This window comes from Halalkalibacter kiskunsagensis (assembly GCF_037027555.1).
Taxonomy (GTDB): Bacteria; Bacillota; Bacilli; order Bacillales; family Bacillaceae_D; genus Halalkalibacter; species Halalkalibacter kiskunsagensis.
Genome location: NZ_JAXBLX010000044.1, coordinates 1 through 17,561, shown reverse-complemented (window position 1 = coordinate 17,561; position 17,561 = coordinate 1). Strand labels below are relative to the sequence as shown.

The following is a 17,561-nucleotide window of genomic DNA, read 5'->3' as shown; positions in this document are numbered from 1 at the left end:
GTCCCCATTAATATGCGCTTCCCATTCTCCATACATCCATTTTCTTCACTTCAGACTCTCCTTCTGAAAATACTTCTAGATAGAGAGAATCGTCTCTTGATGGATAGACGCGTGTCGTTAAACTGTTTACGCCATTTATATAGGCTTCAACCATGGAGCGGTCCAGGAAGATACGGAGGCGTAAAAGGTCGCCTTCAAACTCCACCTTTCCTCCTTGAATTCCTTTTTCCACATTATCTGAAAGACTGGAGTGCTCCCGATCAACATTCATCATTTGTTCGTCAAAATCATAGAATAAGAGCGTTCCTTCCTCTTGATCTGGTGATTGACGAACTTTTATCCCGACTTTTTGAGCCTCTTTTCTTTCAATTTCCAATTCAATTTCAAGCATGTCTCCACGGAGGTCTGCTATTTGTTGGTTCACGTCTTCTATGGTAGAAGGGGTGTCGAGTGCATAAAGGTGTTCTTCTCTTAAACGTTCTACTTCCTGAACAGGTTCCACTCCTAAACGGTGATCGTCACGAAGCGAAAGGACAATTGGTAAACCAGCATTGTGAGCCCATCCGGCATTGTACCGACTTTCTTCGGTTCTTCTATCCTGTGTAATCGAAAAAACAATGGCTCGGCCTTCATCATCGACCATTCCACTTGGTCCTGTAAAGTGTTCCCCGACATCTAGCAACTGAGGATCCTCTTGATCAGGGATAAACTGATAGGTTTCATCATCCCACGAGCCGATCCAATACCAGACGTATTTCACCGCATATTCACTATCGCCGTCAAACCATGGATTAATGAGAAAAACGTATTTTTCTTCACCGCTCTCGTTTTCCCCAATCGGTAATAGAACGGGAAGCTCCCACACATCACCCGTTTCCGGATAGTTGAAGACATTCCCGATCATAAGAGGATGCTCATAATGCCAATCGATTAAGTTATCTGACGTGTAAACAAGCGCCGTTCCTCCAACTGACTCCTCGCCATCTCTTATTCCTGAACCAACCAGTTGGACCCATTTATCTCCAGATTTAAAGACAAACGGATCTCTAAATTGACCATGCCAAACCGTTCCTTTTTCCGTTTGAATCTCTTCTTCTTGAATGGTTACAGGTTCTGGATGCTTAATCCAATTAACTAAATCATGATTTTGATCATCTAAAAACGTACTTCTTGCTAGACCTGTCATTTGATTTGGTCTCATGCTATCATTTCCTGCGGTAAAAAATAGAGCAGGGTTGCCTTCATCATCGATAACCGAATCCCCAGACCATACCCCATCAGGGTCGACTTGATCTGCTTCAGGGGCTAAGGCAATGGGTAAGTCTCTCCAATGAATTAGATCATCACTGACTGCATGTCCCCAGTGAATCCCGCCCCAATAAGGGCCCGCCGGATTAAACTGATAAAATAAATGGTACTGTCCGTTAAAGTATAGCGGGGCATGCGGTTCGTTCATCCAATGCTCCGGGGGTGTGAAATGAAACTGAGGCCGATGACGATCCCCTTCATATCTGCTTCTATCCCAGGCAAGTTCAGCGCTTGGGTCAGGAAGCTCACCATCAAAAAATTGATCAAAGCGTTCCTGAACAAAAGCCGGTTCAACTGCTTTTTGATAAATTTTCACCTCATCAATTAAGCCGTTAAACATGCTTGCGTCAAATGTATCACTTATTTTAGCAGGGTCATTATTTTTTCCGATTCGAAGTTCTTGATCAGGTAAGGCGACCTGAGTATGAGGCGGAACCTCTAGATGGCCTGCTTGTTCGCCATTACGATAAAGGACGACTTCGTTTCTCTCTTGTGAGAAAACAGCAACAAGATGGGACCATTCATTTCGAGGAAGTCTAAATTCCTCATCTGCCCACACTTCTAACCATTCCTCTCCAGTGCCAAATTGGAAAGACCATGATCCATGACGAAACACACCTAAATGAAAGCCTTGATTTTCCTCTTTATTATGAAAACTAATAATTGAAGAAAGCTTTCCTTCATTTCCCCATTCAAACGCACGAGGCGCCACCCAAGCTTCTAGTGTCAGCGTATCTTTTGGGATATCGAGTGTCGATCCATCGGCTGACACCCATGTTGAATAGCCGTCAAACAGCAATGCGTGCCCAGAAATCCCTTGTTTCCAAAGGGGATCACTGTTCGGTTTATCGGCTGCTTCGTTAAAGACATAATGAATGTTGTGTTCTTGATTGGAGCGCGCTTCAATGGTGGACGTTCCCGTTCCTTCATCAAAATTCCATACGGCAGCTATATGCTCTAAAGACTCGTCTTCGTGTTGAAGTTGTTCAAGAGGCTCCTCTTCAACTTGCTCTTGCTCGTCATTTAATTCTTCGGTCGCAAACCAAATGATTAGTGCTGTAACAATAATAAAAAAGATTACGAGATAACGTTTCATGATGCTCCTCACTTTCCTATATGAAAAATTGATGAGAGCAGCCTCTTACTTTAACTATAAGAGGTTGACTCATGATCATGACGAAAGGTAACCATACACAATGGCGCTCAGTAATACCGGAACGCCATTGCTTGTCCTTCTCGTTTATACCTAACTGGCAGTCAAAATCCGATTAGTCTTGCTATCCATCAGTGAGGGATGTAGAAAAAAGCCCCTGATGAAAGTCTCACTTTATTTAAAAACCCCTTGCTTCTTTTCATGAAGAATCTTTGTTTCATTACGTGTGATCGATATTTTTAATGAAGGTGCCAGCATTCCACCAAAATGGTCGGATTGATATTCTGGTGATTGCTCGCCAATTTCATAAATATCTTTACCATCCACATCAACATAATTGACAAAACTTATTACAGTGCCATTGGACATAACCATCCAAGAATAGGCTTGATACGGGTTATCGGTCGGATTTGCGATGACTAGCCCACTTTCATTCAAAGGTTGATAGCCTCCAAAAAGTGAATCTGAAGTAAATCCATATAACCCTTCCGGTGCCTTAAGACCGGAGGCGAATTTTTCACTGTGTGTCTTTATAAAAAGATAGTAGTTGCTTCCTTTTACCATGACACTTGGTCTCTCCAGTTCATCATTTACATAGTTCGCTTCCAACAATGGTGGCAGCAATTTAAAATTAGACAAATCTTGATTCGTTGCTTTTGCAATACCAACACTGCCATTAAACGCTTTTGAGCCATCAGGGATAACATGGTTTCGGCGAAATGCTGCGGAGCCAATATATTCATGTTTATAGGATCTGTCTTCAAGCTTCCCAGCAGAATTTCCCTCAAACAAAAGATATTCTTCCCCAGTCTTTGGATCCTGGAAAAAATACGGGTCACGGAATGCATATGACGATTCTACTGGACCTGTTTGTTCATTTGTTTGATAGTATTCTCCATCTGCCTCAAGAATCACTTCATGTGTCGACCAACCTTCAAATGTCACACTTGTGTTCGTTGTTTTTATATTTGCCGTTGCGGTTGCGATTCGCTGATCATAGCTTAGTTGAGTTTCACCTTTCGTACCTGTTGCGGTATAAAAAAATTGTAATTTCCCATCTTTGTGAACAATCGAAGATCCTGCCCATTGTCTTGAGCCTAATGCTTCTCCATCTGTGAAAACTGGACCACCGGATTCCCAGCTCTTACCGTCCTTTGAAAAGAAATAATGGATTTCAGCTGTATCATGCCGCTTACCAGGAAGGACATCACTCGGCACTGACAAAGCAAAAATAACTTTAAAGCCGTTTACGACAGCTGGATGGCCATTCTTTTCTTGCAATGGCCAAGTATCCCAAATATAAGAGTCTGATGTGATTTGAATAAGCTCGTCTTTATTAATAGCAGGTGCAGTATTTTCAGATTTCATTGAAAGATTACTAACATCTTCACGAGTCCAATTATAAGGATCCATATTTTCTTTGGCAGATACATCAGTGCTTACAATAAGAGCGAATATAGCAGAAAGGCCTATCATCGCTGCTAAATAAAATTGGACCTTCTTATCTCTTTTACATTCCATTTATATCCCCCATATTCTTTTACTATTTTTGTAGTATCGCCTTTGATGAAAACAGCCTCTCACTTTAATCATGAGAGGCTGACTCATTATCATTATCTGATTACACCTTGTCCTAACTCTGTCACAATATGCGAACGGTCACGATTCAATGCAATTTTTAAAGATGGTGCGGGCATTCCACCAAAATGTTCAAATTGAAATTCATGAGATTGATGACCTACGTCAGCGATCTCTAAGTCTCCTAGATCGGAAAAGTGTACAAAGCTAATCACCGTTCCATTAGGTAAAACCAACCATGAATAAGCTTGATATGGATTATCTTCAGGGTTAGCAATGACTAAGCCACTTCCATTCAGTGGTTCATAGCTGCCAAATAAATCGTCTGAAACAAATCCATATAGCCCTTCTGGACCTGTAATTCCAGGAGCAAATTTGTCAAAATGAGTGTCTGTAAATAGGTAATAGTTATTTCCTTTTACAATAATATGTGGTCTTTCAAGTTCTTGATTGACACAATTCGCTTCTAGTAATGGCGGGAGCAATTCAAATTCCGTATAGTCTTCATTGCTAGCCTTTGCGATCCCGATGCTCCCATTAAATAATACGGATACTTCTGGAACATCGTGGCTTTCAGCGAATTCAGGTGAACCGCTGTGTTCTGGCAAGCAAGAACGGTCAGCAGGCGCTCCGCTAGAATTTCCTTCAAAGACAATGTACTCTTCACCAGACTTAGGGTCTTTAAAGAATTCAGGGTCACGGAAAGCATAGGCAATATCGCCTTGACTTCCTTGTTCTTGAGTTTGATAGTATTCTCCGTCTGCTTCAAGGATAATTTGATGATCAGACCAATTTTTAAAAGAAATTCCTTTTTTAGAGGCAACTACATCAGCGGAAGCTTTTGCAAAGCGTTGCTCATAAGTAATACGCTCTTCTCCTTTACGTCCAGTAGCAGTATAGAAAAAGTGAAGTTGATCATCTTCATCAATCATAGCTGAACCTGCCCATTGTCTTGAACCTAATGCGTCACCTTTTTCAAAAACAGGACCTCCACTAATCCAGTCCTTGCCGTTTTTTGAGTAAAAATAACGAACTTCTGCGATATCATGGACCTGTCCAGGTAGTACATGACTTGGAGCTGAAAGAGCAAAAATGATTTTATAGCCGTTCACAACAGCGACAGAGCCATCTTTATCTTTAAGAGGCCATGTATCCCAAGTATGATAGCCTTCATCTAACTTTTCTAATTCATCCATGTTAATAACCGGAGCCGTGTTACGATCATTTAGTTCGATATTCGTTACGTGTTCTCGCGTCCAATTGGACACCGTATAATCGTTAGCTGCGCCTACTGTTGCAAGTGGGGAAAGGATGGCAGATAGTCCGATAATCGTTGTCGCTAATAACAAACTTCTTTTCTTCTTTTTCATTTTCTTACCTCCTAGTTTTTAGTATTTCGCTAAGCTGATTAACGTGAAAGAGAGTTATACCTTTATTTCCTCTTACCGAGTATTTACCGTAAGGATCTACCGTAAGGACCGAAAGGTTTGATTTCTCCAGCTTCCATTTCTTTCACGATCTTTGTTTTGTCACCGTTAAAGGATACCTTCAGCGTCGGTGCAAAAGTTCCACCAAATTGAACCTGACCATTCTCGTCTAAAGGTTCATTAATGAAGCTGATGACCTGACCATCTGGAGCCGCCCACCAAGAATAAGCTTGAAATGGTTTTTCCGCTGGGTTGGCAACAACCAGACCAGTGCCGTTGACCGGCTTATAATCTGTACGCAAGCTTCCCTCGCCGACAAATCCGTACAATCCATCCGGACCGCTCAAGCCTGGGGCAAACGTAAATTCGTGACTGATCGTAAGCAGGTAGTAAGTGTCGCCTTTTACCACAACATGCGGACGTTCCAACTGATGGTTGACCCCAACCGACTCAAGAAGCGGTGGCAATAATTCCAGTTCAGTTACGTCGTTGTCAAGCACTTTCGCAATCCCTATATTGCCGTTGTAAAATTCTGCACGATCCGGAACGGTATGAGTTTCACGGTATTCTTTATCACCGATATTTTCCGGTTTTATATCATTTCTATTGGTGCCTGCTTGACCTTCCCAAATAATGTATTCTTCGCCTGTATTCGGATCTTTGAAGAAAAACGGATCGCGGAACCCAGTGATGATATTTCCGTGCTCTTGGAACTGTTCGATCGTTTCATAATGATGGCCGTCTGCTTCAAGAAGGATTTGGTGATCACCTTCATTCGTCAGATGCACTCCATTTTTGTCTGCACTGATATCAAATGTCGTCTTAGCGAGACGTTGCTCAGCTCTTTGCACCCATCCGTCTTTATTAAATTCTTTACCGCCATTGGCATTCATATCAGTGGTTGCCGTATAGAAGAAATGCACTTTTCCTTTCTCGTCCAACATGGCAGAACCAGCCCATTGCATGTGTCCTAACGCGTTGTCATAGTCATACGGAATTCCTGCGTAAGTCCAATCCTTGCCGTTTTTGGAGTAGAACATGCCAATTCTTGCTTCAGTATGACGGTCATGCCAAGTATAAGTACGTGGTGCAACCAATGCGAATGCGATTCTGTAGCCTTTCACGTTCGCAAGTGAACCGTCTCTGTTCTGGAGGGGCCACGTATCCCAAACCCACACATCCGGAGCTACGTCTTCAAAATCCATATCGATGATTGGGGCTGTCGTCTCTTCCGTCAAAGCCACTTTCTCTGCTTGCTGTCTGGACCAGGACGCCGTGTAATCATCCTCAATCCCCCAGTTAGAGCTCGCAGCAACGCTAACGCTTGTCAGACTACTAGCTAAAATCGCAGCACACAAAACTAATTTCCCTACTTTTTTACGAGTTTTCATTTTCATTTGTTTATTCCTCTCTTTAAATGATTTTTTTTTAACAAACAACTATTTTCTCATTCTTTCCTCCTTTCTTTTTGTTTGGTGGGATAACAGAGCTAAAAGGTTCATAGATTCCCGTAACAGTACATTTAGTCTTTTGGGTTTTCCTATAGAAAAACAGTAGCAATCCCACCATGTTTCGGTTATATATTGGATTATAAATAAATCTACCTTTGGGAAATACGGTTTAAATTGAGGATAATTTAGTCTTAAATTGATGTGGATGATCTCTTATGGAAGGACTTTGGATTATTTACTTTCCATCGAAGTGTTGGGTCATAGGAAACTCGGACTCTGTAAAAAAAAGTGGGGACGATAGGAGTAACGGGGTCGGTTCAGAAGTTGAAAACCTTCATTCAAATTAACATCAAGAAAAGCATTGGATTTAAACCAATGCTTTTTGAAATTCTTATTCAACTCAATGCACCCAGTGAAATTATGCACAAACTGTAGATCTACTTGTTCTTGGTGGATCCTCATTCCGTTATTCCTTATATTCTTCCTGTATTGAGCAAGGTTTCGGTTCCTCGTTCCGTTAATTGCTTATTTCACCTAAAATTCCACTGATTTTTTACAATTAGCGGAACCAGGATCCGCTTCCTCCTCTTTGGAAACGTTTTTTCTTTTTTAACGGAATGAGGAACCACTTTGCCGCTCGATCCTTTAACAAAAAAGAGATGGGTCCCAATCAATCCCATCTACCGAACTATAAAAAAATCATGTTTGTATAATTTACGATAAAATGAATTCTCTCACTTCTTCAGCTGTAAGCCCCATTGACTTTGCTTTGAGCATCTAAATCTAATGCTTTCATATTATCTTTAGGCTGCCAAAAACGCCGCATGGGTGTCGAACGAAGAAATGACGCGATAAGGCGGATTGATCAATCATTTCCTCGCAGCCTTCTCCCATGACTTCTGCAACTCTTGCAGCAATTGATCATGATTAAGCTGTTTATCGATGTAAGCTTGCATGGCAAGCCCGAACTCATGGTCGAACACATCCCTTGCTCCCCCAGGGTATTTAAACCAGTTAAAGGACAACGTCTTCTCATCTTTGACGTAACGGATAATATCGTCTGCGAGCGGTCCTAAATGGTTTGTCTCAATATGTTTAAATGCCGGAATAAATTTGAATTGTTCCGTCATAAATTGTTTTCCTTGGTCTGAAGAAACCATCCAGTTTAAAAACTTCTTTGCTTCTTTCTTCTTCTCGGGGGTCGATTGTTTATTCACAACCCAGTAATTGGGTACACCGACCGGTAAGGCATCGTTTTTAGGATCGTCATTAATCGCGATTGGTAGAAATCCGATGTTCATATTTGGCGTTTGTTGATCCAGCATTGGCTGAATCCAGTTACCTTGCTGAATCATCGCTGCTCTCCCAGTGGCAAACAGGTTCACTTCCATGTTGTAATCCGTAGTCAACGGATTCTCGTTTCCGAATTTAATCGTTACATCCAACAATCTGATCAGATCTTTGAATGTTTGATTGTGTTCGATTTCTTGCGTTCCGTCATTAAGGCCTTTAATAAAGGCATCCGGATCTTTCTGTTGCGCAAAGGCAATATTTAAAAGATGGCCCAATTTCCACTTTTCATAATATCCGATTGCAAAAGGCGGGATGCCTGCCGCTTCCAATTTCTCTGCTGCTGCTATCAATTCAGTAAGCGTTTTTGGCAACGTTTCAATTCCTGCCTCTTTAAATAAATCTTTATTGTAAATGAATCCGTACCCTTCAAGGTTTATAGGCATTCCGTAAATTTCGTCATCAATTTTCATTGATGCCAGCGTAGCTTCAAACGCACTCTCAACCCAAGGCTGATCAGAAAGATCTTCCAAATATTCACTCCACATTTTGGCCTCTTCATATCCACCGTTCGTAAAAATATCAGGACCTTTTCCGGCAGCTAACTGCGCGATTAGATCGGTACGATCATCGACCCCTCCGCCTACAGTACGAACGATAATATCCACGCTCTCGTTTTCCTTTTCATAAGCCAGAATCATCTCTTCGAACTGTGTGGAAATTTCGACTTTCCGATTCCACACTTCCAATGTGATCTTCTGATCTTCACTAATCGTTTCCTTTTTCACTATTTCATTGTCAGCTTCACAAGCGAAAAGTGAAAGGATGAGGTTACTTGTCCAAAACAATTGCAACATCTTATTTTTCATTGTTTTACCCATTCCTCTCGCTTCTTCCCGTGATTCCGGTACTCGATCGGTGTCATACCAACCATTTTTTTGAATAGCTTCGAAAAGAAGTTTCCGTCTTGATATCCAAGCTTTATTGAAATCGAGTACATCTTCTCGTCCGTTTGAATTAACCACTGTTTCGCTTGTTCAATTCTTAGTTGAGTGACGTATTCTGACAAGGTCACTCCTTTTTCTTGTTTGAATTTTCTTGAGATATGTTCGCGACTCATGAAAAACCGGTTGGACAGTTTTTCCAAACTCAACTCTTCTCTATAATACTTGTCAACATATGCGACAATGTCATGCATGCGCATAGCATCATCGACATTGGTCAATCGGTGTATAGATCTGAAATTTTGACCAGCCATTTCTCGTTGCGCAGATTGAAAAGACTCAGGTAGTTCTTCTAAAGATTTCAATGGAACGCTAACAAGACGAATAGGGATATCAAAGTGATGACTAATCCATTCTTCTACCGCTACCCATTGGCCATGTACAGTAATAACCACACAGAGATGATGGTCGTTCAGAAGCGCAAATGCATTCCCCCACTCCCGATCATAAAGCTCATTAGCCAACAACTGAATATAAGAATCGGAATCGTGCATTTGGTAAAAGGAAATTAAAGCTAGATCGTATCCATCAGCTTGCGGAAAACATGAGGCAATTTGTCCAGCGTCAAAAGGTTCGCCGTTACAAGCTGCCGTCACCACCCGGTTCATACGTAAACTTTTGACATCTTCATAGAAGCCCGACTCTTTGTTATGGCGTTCCTCCTCTTCGCTTTTCCAAGCATTCACAGCACCGAACAATGCTTGATTTAGCGCTTCAGGTTCAATCGGCTTCAATAAATAATCGAAGCTACTGTACTGAATCGCTTTACGCATGAATGAATAGTCGTCACATACCGTGACCAAAATTACTTTACCCGGATAAGATATGGCATCTAACCACTCGATTAATTCAATACCGCTCATTTCGGGCATTTTAACGTCTGTAAAAATGATTTCCGGGGATTCCCGTTCAATCAATCTTTTTGCTTCTTTGCCATTGTTTGCTTCCAAAACCGTCGTAATCCCGTATTTTTGCCACTGTCCCAATGAACGAATGACGTCCCGTACATTGAATTCATCATCCACCAACAGAGCTTTCATATATTTCATCCTCCTTTGCACGTAATGGAATCATAAGCCTTACTGAAAACCCTTGTCCATGCTTCGTATCTAGTTCAATTCCTGCTCTCGGCCCATAATTGAGAACTAATCGGTCATGGATATTTTTCAGACCGATATGTTCATGGGATCCTTCATCACCCGGCGTATAGATCGTTTCCCTTAACGCCTCTAACTCTACATCCATTAGACTCGGTCCATCATTTTCCACAACCAGATATAAATATTCTTCTCGAATTTCTCCATAAATGTGCAAATGAGCATCATAAACGCCCTCTTCATAACAGTGTTTAAAGAAATTCTCAACGAGCGGTTGTAGAATCATACTTGGAACTCTAATATCAAGAATCGTCTCTTCTATATCAATCGAATAGCTTAAACTGGTTCGAAAACGCTCCATTTGAAGTTCCAAATAGGCTTTTATATAATCCACTTCACTTTGAACCGACACCCATTGATCTGCACGAATCGAGTATCGCATCATTCGAGAGAGGGACGTCACATATTTGTACACATCCGGAGAATTGGACCTTAGAGCAACCGCACCAATGGACTGTAATGAATTATATAAGAAGTGCGGATTCACCTGAGACTTTAGAGCCTTAAACTGGTTTTTTCTATTCTCAATCTCCAGTTTATATTCACGTTCAATGTGAAGATTAATCCGGTCCATCATCCCCTTTATATGCTTTTCCAGATGGCCGATTTCGTCTTCTCGTTGATCATCAAACGGCACGTCCTTGTCCATATTCTCGCCCTCAATTCTTCGGACTTTCCTGCTAAGGAGTTTGATTGGACGAGTAATCTTGTAAGAAATAATGACAACCATTAATAAGCCCAAAACTACCACTCCCACACCGACCATGATATTTGTATGGGCAGTTTGCCTCACCTCATTGAATAAGAACTCGCTCGGAGTGATCTTAACTAATTTCCATTGATCTAACGGCCCCGACAACGTTCTGGACAAGATAATATCATCGTCATCAGAATAAATTTCCTCCTGATTTATCTGCGACTGCAAATCGGAAGGTACAGATTTTCCGATCAAATCTTGATCACTTGCATAGATGATAAAACCATCGGAATCAATTAAAAAGGCCGATTCGTCTCCCCCTTGAATGAGACGGTCACTTATGCGAGTATATTCATCCATATCGATATCAATCGTGATGATGCCAAGAAGTTCGTTTGACAAGACATCTATGATTTTATGATGAATCGTCAAAACCATCGTTTTGTCCGACTGGGGAATGATCGCAGCATCGTTATAATTCTCAATCTGATGCGGCGGCTCAATCATAAAATTCTGGTCAGAGTTTACTAGATCCTGAATAGAAGCTAGCTCAAATAAATCCGGTTGATGCTTACGGGCACTTATCATCGCATTATAAACAGTAATCGAGTTTTTTTCGTTCGCAATATAATACCGAACTTGACGGATTTCTCTTCGCATCAAATAAAAAGTTTTCAGGGCTTTTTCAATTGCCAACGGATTCGAATAATTAGAATTTTGAAAATTATTATCTGAAATTCGAAATAAATCAGGATTTCGATACAACATATACGGGAGCTGGATCATATCATGAAAGTATTGTTCCAGATGATCCGACACCTCTTGCATTTGGTCTTGACTGCTAGCAAGCTCATACCGCTCCACATTCTTCTTCGTATACCCATAAATCAAAAGCACAGATAAAAAATACGGGAAGATGATAAAAATAATAAGCATGATCAATAGGCGACTTTGAATGCTCTTCACAAGAATGATGCTCCTTTCGCTCAGAAGCGATTGCCCTGTATTTTGCAATCGCTACTTGCTAACGCTACTAGCTCGCTAAGACTCTATATAAACAATTAAAAATGAGGCTTGATCGTGAAAGTCATGTTGACTCATCACTTCTCACCTCCGTTACTAACTATCCTGTCAATTCTCATTTTAGAATAATCTTCTTTAGAGAATACCATAAACAGCACAGTCCTTGTATTTACTTATTGCAGATAGAATCATATGTATGACTTTCCGTTCTTGCACCACCCCACTTTACTCATAGATTTTTTCCATAAGAAGGATGGGAAGCGGGCAGGAAGCAACAAAGAAGCAACGGGACGGTTCGAATTGTAATGGTGTATTTTGCAGTAATGATATGTTGGCATATGCTATTTATTTCCACGCACAAAAAGACAACATTAGAGTACCTGAGCAGCTAAAAATTGCCGGCTATGATTTCAACTCCTTTACTAGGTGTTACAAAATCCTAAGACAGGTTTTGAGCGACTTCTTTTGAGTGGTTCTAGGCACCATTCCCTAATCTTTAACATAACGTATTGAAAAAGGAGATGTTCAAATGAGCTGGCAACAAAAAATTGGACACTTATTTGGTCAGCCCGTTGGAGTTTCATTCACCAATGGACAAGGAACTTCGGGTATATTATGTAGTGCAGATGGCAATCAAATTTACATTATGGAATATTTGTACCAATCACAGTTTGCTCTCAAACATTATGATTATCGAACGATACAAGATATCAACCCATTCCCGTCTTGTCAACAACATCATCACAATCATTATCAACCACCGCTATATTAAGAAATCATCTCAAATCATTAGATCAGAACAAGAACTAAATATGCTTCGTTTGTTGTGGAAGTATATTTAACTTCGCTAACAAGTAGCACAGAGTAAAGCTTGGGGGACTTCTCAAGCTTTACATTTTATTGAATCCATCGTTTGAAATCGAGGCTTGCTAAAATACACTTCTAAATAACCATCCCCAATGTACTCACCTTATTTCCATATTCCACTCTTAAGAAAGCTCATGTTGATTTACACATTAATATGTTCCCTTTTCATGAACCTATTTTTTTGGCTCATACTACAAAAGAGGTGAACAAACTTGTTAAAGACGAGCAAATTATCAGAGCACATTCAACAATATTCCGTGAATTTTTCAGCACCATCAGAGCTATCGCCCCTGATCACAGAAGCGAGTCAGGCTACATACGTTTTACTAGGAGAAGCAAGTCATGGAACGAGTGAGTTCTATACGCTTCGTGCTGACATCACGAAGCAATTAATTCAAGAACATCATTACACCTTTATCGCAGTTGAAGGCGACTGGCCTGCTTGTTATGAAGTCAACCGCTACATAAAGGGCATGGCTTCGGAGTATTCTAGCGCAGAAGATGTGCTTCGAAAAACCTTTACCCGCTGGCCAAGCTGGATGTGGGCCAATCATGAGATGGTTGACCTTATTGATTGGCTCTACACTTATAATCAAACGCAAACAAAGAAAGTTGGCTTTTACGGGTTAGATGTTTATAGCCTATGGGAGTCGATGGATGCAATCGTAAATTACTTGGGTAAAATTAAGTCACCGGATTTAGAGAAAGCATTGCGCGCAATCGAATGTTTCAATCCCTACCAACGCCAGCCAGAAAAGTATGGTCTCTCCGCTGCATTTTACGGGGAAAATTGTGTAAGTGAAATCATGGAACTTCTAGAAACAATACAAGAAAACAAACGCTTTGATTATGATGATCTTGAATCCGTGCTTAATATGAACATCAATGCCCTTGTAGCAAAAAATGCCGAGCATTATTATCATACGATGATTACAAATGATAGTGAATCATGGAACATTCGCGACCGTCATATGGTTGAGGTCCTTCACTGTATCGGTAATTTTCATGGCAAAACGGCAAAAGCGATCGTTTGGGAACATAATACCCATATTGGAGATGCCCGTGCAACGGACATGGCAAATGAGGGTATGGTCAATGTCGGTCAGTTAACTCGTGAAAAATATGGACAAACAAACGTATATGCCATTGGCTTTGGAACATATCAAGGTACGGTAATCGCTACCACAAAATGGGGGACAACACCTGAAGTGATGCGTGTACCAAAAGGCGTCGACGGGAGCTTTGAAGAAGCGCTTCACCATGCAGGAGCATCAAATAAGTATTTGCTGTTTACAGAAGAAAATAGGGATTACTTCAGGAGTATGATCGGCCACCGCGCGATCGGAGTTGTTTACCATCCCGACTTTGAACATCACGGAAATTATGTCCCTTCAAGACTCTCTGACAGGTACGATGCGTTTATTCATGTTGATGAGACAACGGCATTGTCACTATTATCGTAGTTCAATCTAAAAAATCTGGAGGTGCCAGGCACCTCCAGATTTTCACAACACCTTTGACAAAAATGTCTTCGTTCTCTCGTGCTTCGGATTTCCAAACAAGTCTTCTGGATCTCCTTCTTCGACGATATAGCCACCATCCATGAAAATGACCCGGTCTGCGACTTCTCTGGCAAAGCCCATTTCATGGGTCACAATCACCATCGTCATTCCTTCTTTCGCTAAATTCTTCATAACAGCTAGTACACCTCCGACCATTTCGGGGTCTAGTGCTGATGTTGGTTCATCAAACAACATAATTGCCGGTTCCATCGCAAGAGCTCTGGCAATAGCGGCGCGTTGCTTTTGTCCCCCTGATAAATTGTCTGGATATACATCGGCTTTATCTGCCAACCCAACTTTATTAAGTAAGTCTTTCCCCAACTGATCAGCTTCCAACTTCGCCTTTCCCCTCAGTCGTTTCGGAGCAATCGTAATATTTTCGAGAACGGTCATATGCGGAAATAAATTAAACTGTTGGAACACCATCCCAAGCTTTTGCCGCATTTTATTCACGTTGTTTTTCGGATCAGTTATGTCCATTCCCTCAATAACAATCGATCCACCCGTTGGTTCTTCTAGGCAATTAATACAGCGTAAAAACGTACTTTTTCCTGAGCCAGAAGGTCCAATGACACAGACGACTTCCTGGGCCCTCACCTCTACATTCATATCCTTTAATACTTGCAAGTCGCCAAATGATTTTTGTAAATTTTCAATTTTGATCATGCGACATCCAGTCTCCTTTCAAGCCAACGGGAAAACAATGTAAGTGTATAAATTAAAACAAAGTAAAGTATTCCTACCAACCACAAAATTTCAAAAGCCCGGAAATTCATCGCGTAAATCGACTGACCTGACATCGTTAATTCCGCAATCCCAATGACAGAAAGAAGCGACGTGTCTTTAATACTAACAATAAACTGATTCACAAACGCTGGAATCATGCGACGAACAGCCTGAGGCAAGATGATCATACGCATCGTTTCCCCGTAAGAAAAACCAAGTGTCCTTCCCGCTTCCATTTGCCCTTTATCAATAGAGTTAATCCCAGCACGAAAGATCTCGACTAAATACGCACCAGCGTTAATGCTGATCGCAATAATTCCTGCCGTTAATGCCGTCATTTTGATTCCCGTCGCATTTGGCAAACCAAAATAAATAAACAAAATTTGCACAAGGATCGGTGTTCCTCGTATGAGATCGACATAAATCATCGCAATCGCACGTAGTAGTTTATTTCTAGCAATGCTACACAATCCTAATACTAAGCCAATGACTAGTGCAATTAAAAGAGAAATGATAGTAATGACTAGCGTCCACCACATCCCTTTTAATAGCACTGGCAAGGCATCAATCATAATGTCTAACGTTTCGATTGTTATCCTTCCCTTCTTTGCACAAAACAGACGGCGCAGCCGTCTGTTTTGTAAGCAATGAGCGAAGCCGTTGCTATGTTTTAAGCCTTTTAAAAGGCGCGCAACGTGCTAAGCCATTGCCCTTCTCTGAAGTACCTTCTTTTTACTTTTTATCTAAAAGGTGACATCTAAGCAGTCACACCTTTTTTGCTCTCTCTTTATTCAGCAAAATATGTTTCGTAGATTTCGTCATACTTGCCACTTTCCATAATGTCAGCAAGACCAGCATCGAACTTCTCAAGCAGCCCTTCTGCATCTTTGGAAATCGCAATACCGTAATCCTCACCCGTCAAGCGGTCACCGACAATACGAATATCAGAATCGTCTCCATCTTGTGCAATTTTATAAGCGACACTCGGATAGTCATTGATTAGAGCATCTGCATTCCCACCAACGATCTCCATGTACATCGTTGCATCCTCTTGTAAAACAGTTTCACTGCCGCCATATTCATCAATGAACTCTCTTGCTTTTTCTAAACCTGATGTACCTTGCTTCGCTACAATCGTTGCCCCTGCTAAATCTTCAACACTATTAATGTCACTATCTACTGGAACAACAAGAGATAACCCAGATTCAAAGTACGGTTTAGTAAAATCAACAACTTCTGCACGATCTTCACGAATCGTAATCGCAGAAACAGCTGCATCTACTTGATTGGCTTGTAGTGCTGGAATAATTCCGTCAAACTTCATAATTTCCCAATTGACTGTAAAACCTTGGTTTTCAGCAATCGCTTCAACAATGTCAATATCAAATCCCGTTAATTGTTCATCAACAATGTATTCAAACGGAGGATAATCTTGTACAACAGCAACGGAAATTTCTTGAACCGTTTCCGTTTCTGTTTGATCTCCAGCTTGCGTTTCCTCAGATGTCCCGCATGCTGCCAACACCATTAACAACATAGCTGTTACAAAAGCTAAACTTATGTGTTTCATCTTTGCACTTTTTCTCTTTGTTTTAGAAATTTTCAATTCTTTTTCCCCCTTTTGTCTAGTAAAGCAACGGTTATGAAAAGTAACTATGAAAATCTTTTGACTTTTCCTACTTTATACATAATGTTATTTTTAAGCAAATTGTGTAAATTCTGATATACAGGCGGATAAACTGGTAAAATGTAGTAAGAGAGGGTCATGTCAATTATCTTTCGTTTTCCTTTCATATGACGAGGCATGCTCTTGTTTCCTCTAGTATTTGAGTTAATTTCCAATGTAATCAACAGTTCAATCATATGACACTAACCTATATCCAGTTAATGACAAGCACTCCCTCCTTTCTTGTACATACCATGATTATAGAAAGGAGGGAAAAGTATGGATAGATGGATTTTCTTAATGCTAGCTTGTATTTTAGCTGGATTCGCTTTAATAAAAGTTCCTTTAGCAGGCACATTTTTGGCAGGGATCGCCCCTATTTCAACTGTAGTTGGTGCGATAGCTGTATTGGTATTTTCTCTATTTCTCATCTTTAAAGGGTTAATGTTTTTGCTCGGTAAATGATAAAACAAGGTTAGAGTGTTTCTTTAATCGCTTTCCCTTCGCGCTTGGCACGTGTACACATTCTCCTATTCCCAAACTACCACCTGTAAAACAAAAAAGAGGTCAGCAACTTAAACTGGCACCTATGTCAAGGACACAATAAAAAAAGAGATTAAGCAACTAGAAGATGATTCCTATATTGAATAGG

Annotated in this window: 13 protein-coding genes; 3 read left to right on the top strand and 10 right to left on the bottom strand. The window is 40.8% G+C overall.

Annotated features, from left to right (window positions below):
- Positions 1-7: 7 nt before the first annotated feature.
- From SLH51_RS19690 to SLH51_RS19660, 7 genes are all read right to left on the bottom strand, one after another.
- Positions 8-2,404 carry a GH32 C-terminal domain-containing protein gene (locus SLH51_RS19690; protein ID WP_335963208.1) on the bottom strand — a complete coding sequence of 799 codons (2,397 nt, stop codon included), beginning with the start codon at positions 2,402-2,404 and terminating at the stop codon, positions 8-10.
- Positions 2,405-2,635: 231 nt separating this feature from the next.
- Entirely contained in the window at positions 2,636-3,982 is a 1,347-nt protein-coding gene (locus SLH51_RS19685; protein ID WP_335963207.1) for a glycoside hydrolase family 68 protein, read from the bottom strand.
- A gap of 92 nt (positions 3,983-4,074) precedes the next feature.
- Positions 4,075-5,409 carry a glycoside hydrolase family 68 protein gene (locus SLH51_RS19680; RefSeq protein WP_335963206.1) on the bottom strand — a complete coding sequence of 445 codons (1,335 nt, stop codon included), beginning with the start codon at positions 5,407-5,409 and terminating at the stop codon, positions 4,075-4,077.
- 83 nt (positions 5,410-5,492) lie between these two features.
- Positions 5,493-6,863, bottom strand: a complete 1,371-nt coding sequence (locus SLH51_RS19675; RefSeq protein ID WP_335963205.1) for a glycoside hydrolase family 68 protein — start codon at positions 6,861-6,863, stop codon at positions 5,493-5,495.
- A 923-nt stretch (positions 6,864-7,786) separates the two neighbouring features.
- The gene (locus tag SLH51_RS19670) at positions 7,787-9,076 is read right to left on the bottom strand and encodes an ABC transporter substrate-binding protein (protein ID WP_390184022.1); all 1,290 of its coding nucleotides are present in this window, start codon (positions 9,074-9,076) and stop codon (positions 7,787-7,789) included.
- Positions 9,073-10,251: a response regulator gene (locus tag SLH51_RS19665; protein ID WP_335963202.1), complete on the bottom strand. Its 1,179-nt coding sequence runs from the start codon at positions 10,249-10,251 to the stop codon at positions 9,073-9,075. Before SLH51_RS19665 ends, SLH51_RS19670 begins: the two co-directional genes overlap by 4 nt.
- A complete protein-coding gene (locus tag SLH51_RS19660) occupies positions 10,229-12,031 on the bottom strand; it encodes a cache domain-containing sensor histidine kinase (RefSeq protein WP_335963201.1) in 1,803 nt (600 codons plus the stop codon). The genes SLH51_RS19665 and SLH51_RS19660 overlap by 23 nt, the downstream gene beginning before the upstream one ends.
- Positions 12,032-12,617: 586 nt before the next feature.
- Between SLH51_RS19660 and SLH51_RS19655 the strand changes: the two genes are divergently transcribed.
- Entirely contained in the window at positions 12,618-12,860 is a 243-nt protein-coding gene (locus SLH51_RS19655) for a hypothetical protein (RefSeq protein WP_335963200.1), read from the top strand.
- Positions 12,861-13,167: 307 nt separating this feature from the next.
- On the top strand, positions 13,168-14,418 hold the full coding sequence (locus SLH51_RS19650) for an erythromycin esterase family protein (protein ID WP_335963199.1): 1,251 nt from the start codon (positions 13,168-13,170) through the stop codon (positions 14,416-14,418).
- A 42-nt stretch (positions 14,419-14,460) separates the two neighbouring features.
- On the opposite strand, the gene SLH51_RS19645 is transcribed toward SLH51_RS19650, so the two are convergent.
- The 3 genes from SLH51_RS19645 to SLH51_RS19635 all read right to left on the bottom strand — a co-directional run bounded on the left by SLH51_RS19645 (position 14,461) and on the right by SLH51_RS19635 (position 16,849).
- Positions 14,461-15,183, bottom strand: coding sequence for an amino acid ABC transporter ATP-binding protein (locus SLH51_RS19645; protein WP_335963198.1), 723 nt, complete (start codon positions 15,181-15,183; stop codon positions 14,461-14,463).
- Entirely contained in the window at positions 15,180-15,815 is a 636-nt protein-coding gene (locus tag SLH51_RS19640) for an amino acid ABC transporter permease (protein ID WP_335963197.1), read from the bottom strand. Before SLH51_RS19640 ends, SLH51_RS19645 begins: the two co-directional genes overlap by 4 nt.
- A gap of 215 nt (positions 15,816-16,030) precedes the next feature.
- Positions 16,031-16,849 carry a transporter substrate-binding domain-containing protein gene (locus tag SLH51_RS19635; RefSeq protein ID WP_335963196.1) on the bottom strand — a complete coding sequence of 273 codons (819 nt, stop codon included), beginning with the start codon at positions 16,847-16,849 and terminating at the stop codon, positions 16,031-16,033.
- Positions 16,850-17,188: 339 nt separating this feature from the next.
- Here SLH51_RS19635 and SLH51_RS19630 point away from each other — a divergent pair, with 339 nt between their 5' ends.
- A complete protein-coding gene (locus tag SLH51_RS19630; protein WP_335963195.1) occupies positions 17,189-17,374 on the top strand; it encodes a hypothetical protein in 186 nt (61 codons plus the stop codon).
- Positions 17,375-17,561 lie beyond the last annotated feature (187 nt).

Bases quoted from the DNA above. Each gene is read 5' to 3' on its own strand.
- SLH51_RS19690 (WP_335963208.1), bottom strand. From the start codon at position 2,404: ATGAAACGTTATCTCGTAATCTTTTTTATTATTGTTACAGCACTAATC.
- SLH51_RS19685 (WP_335963207.1), bottom strand. From the start codon at position 3,982: ATGGAATGTAAAAGAGATAAGAAGGTCCAATTTTATTTAGCAGCGATG.
- SLH51_RS19680 (WP_335963206.1), bottom strand. From the start codon at position 5,409: ATGAAAAAGAAGAAAAGAAGTTTGTTATTAGCGACAACGATTATCGGA.
- SLH51_RS19675 (WP_335963205.1), bottom strand. From the start codon at position 6,863: ATGAAAATGAAAACTCGTAAAAAAGTAGGGAAATTAGTTTTGTGTGCT.
- SLH51_RS19670 (WP_390184022.1), bottom strand. From the start codon at position 9,076: ATGAAAAATAAGATGTTGCAATTGTTTTGGACAAGTAACCTCATCCTT.
- SLH51_RS19665 (WP_335963202.1), bottom strand. From the start codon at position 10,251: ATGAAAGCTCTGTTGGTGGATGATGAATTCAATGTACGGGACGTCATT.
- SLH51_RS19655 (WP_335963200.1), top strand. From the start codon at position 12,618: ATGAGCTGGCAACAAAAAATTGGACACTTATTTGGTCAGCCCGTTGGA.
- SLH51_RS19645 (WP_335963198.1), bottom strand. From the start codon at position 15,183: ATGATCAAAATTGAAAATTTACAAAAATCATTTGGCGACTTGCAAGTA.
- SLH51_RS19640 (WP_335963197.1), bottom strand. From the start codon at position 15,815: ATGATTGATGCCTTGCCAGTGCTATTAAAAGGGATGTGGTGGACGCTA.
- SLH51_RS19630 (WP_335963195.1), top strand. From the start codon at position 17,189: ATGGATAGATGGATTTTCTTAATGCTAGCTTGTATTTTAGCTGGATTC.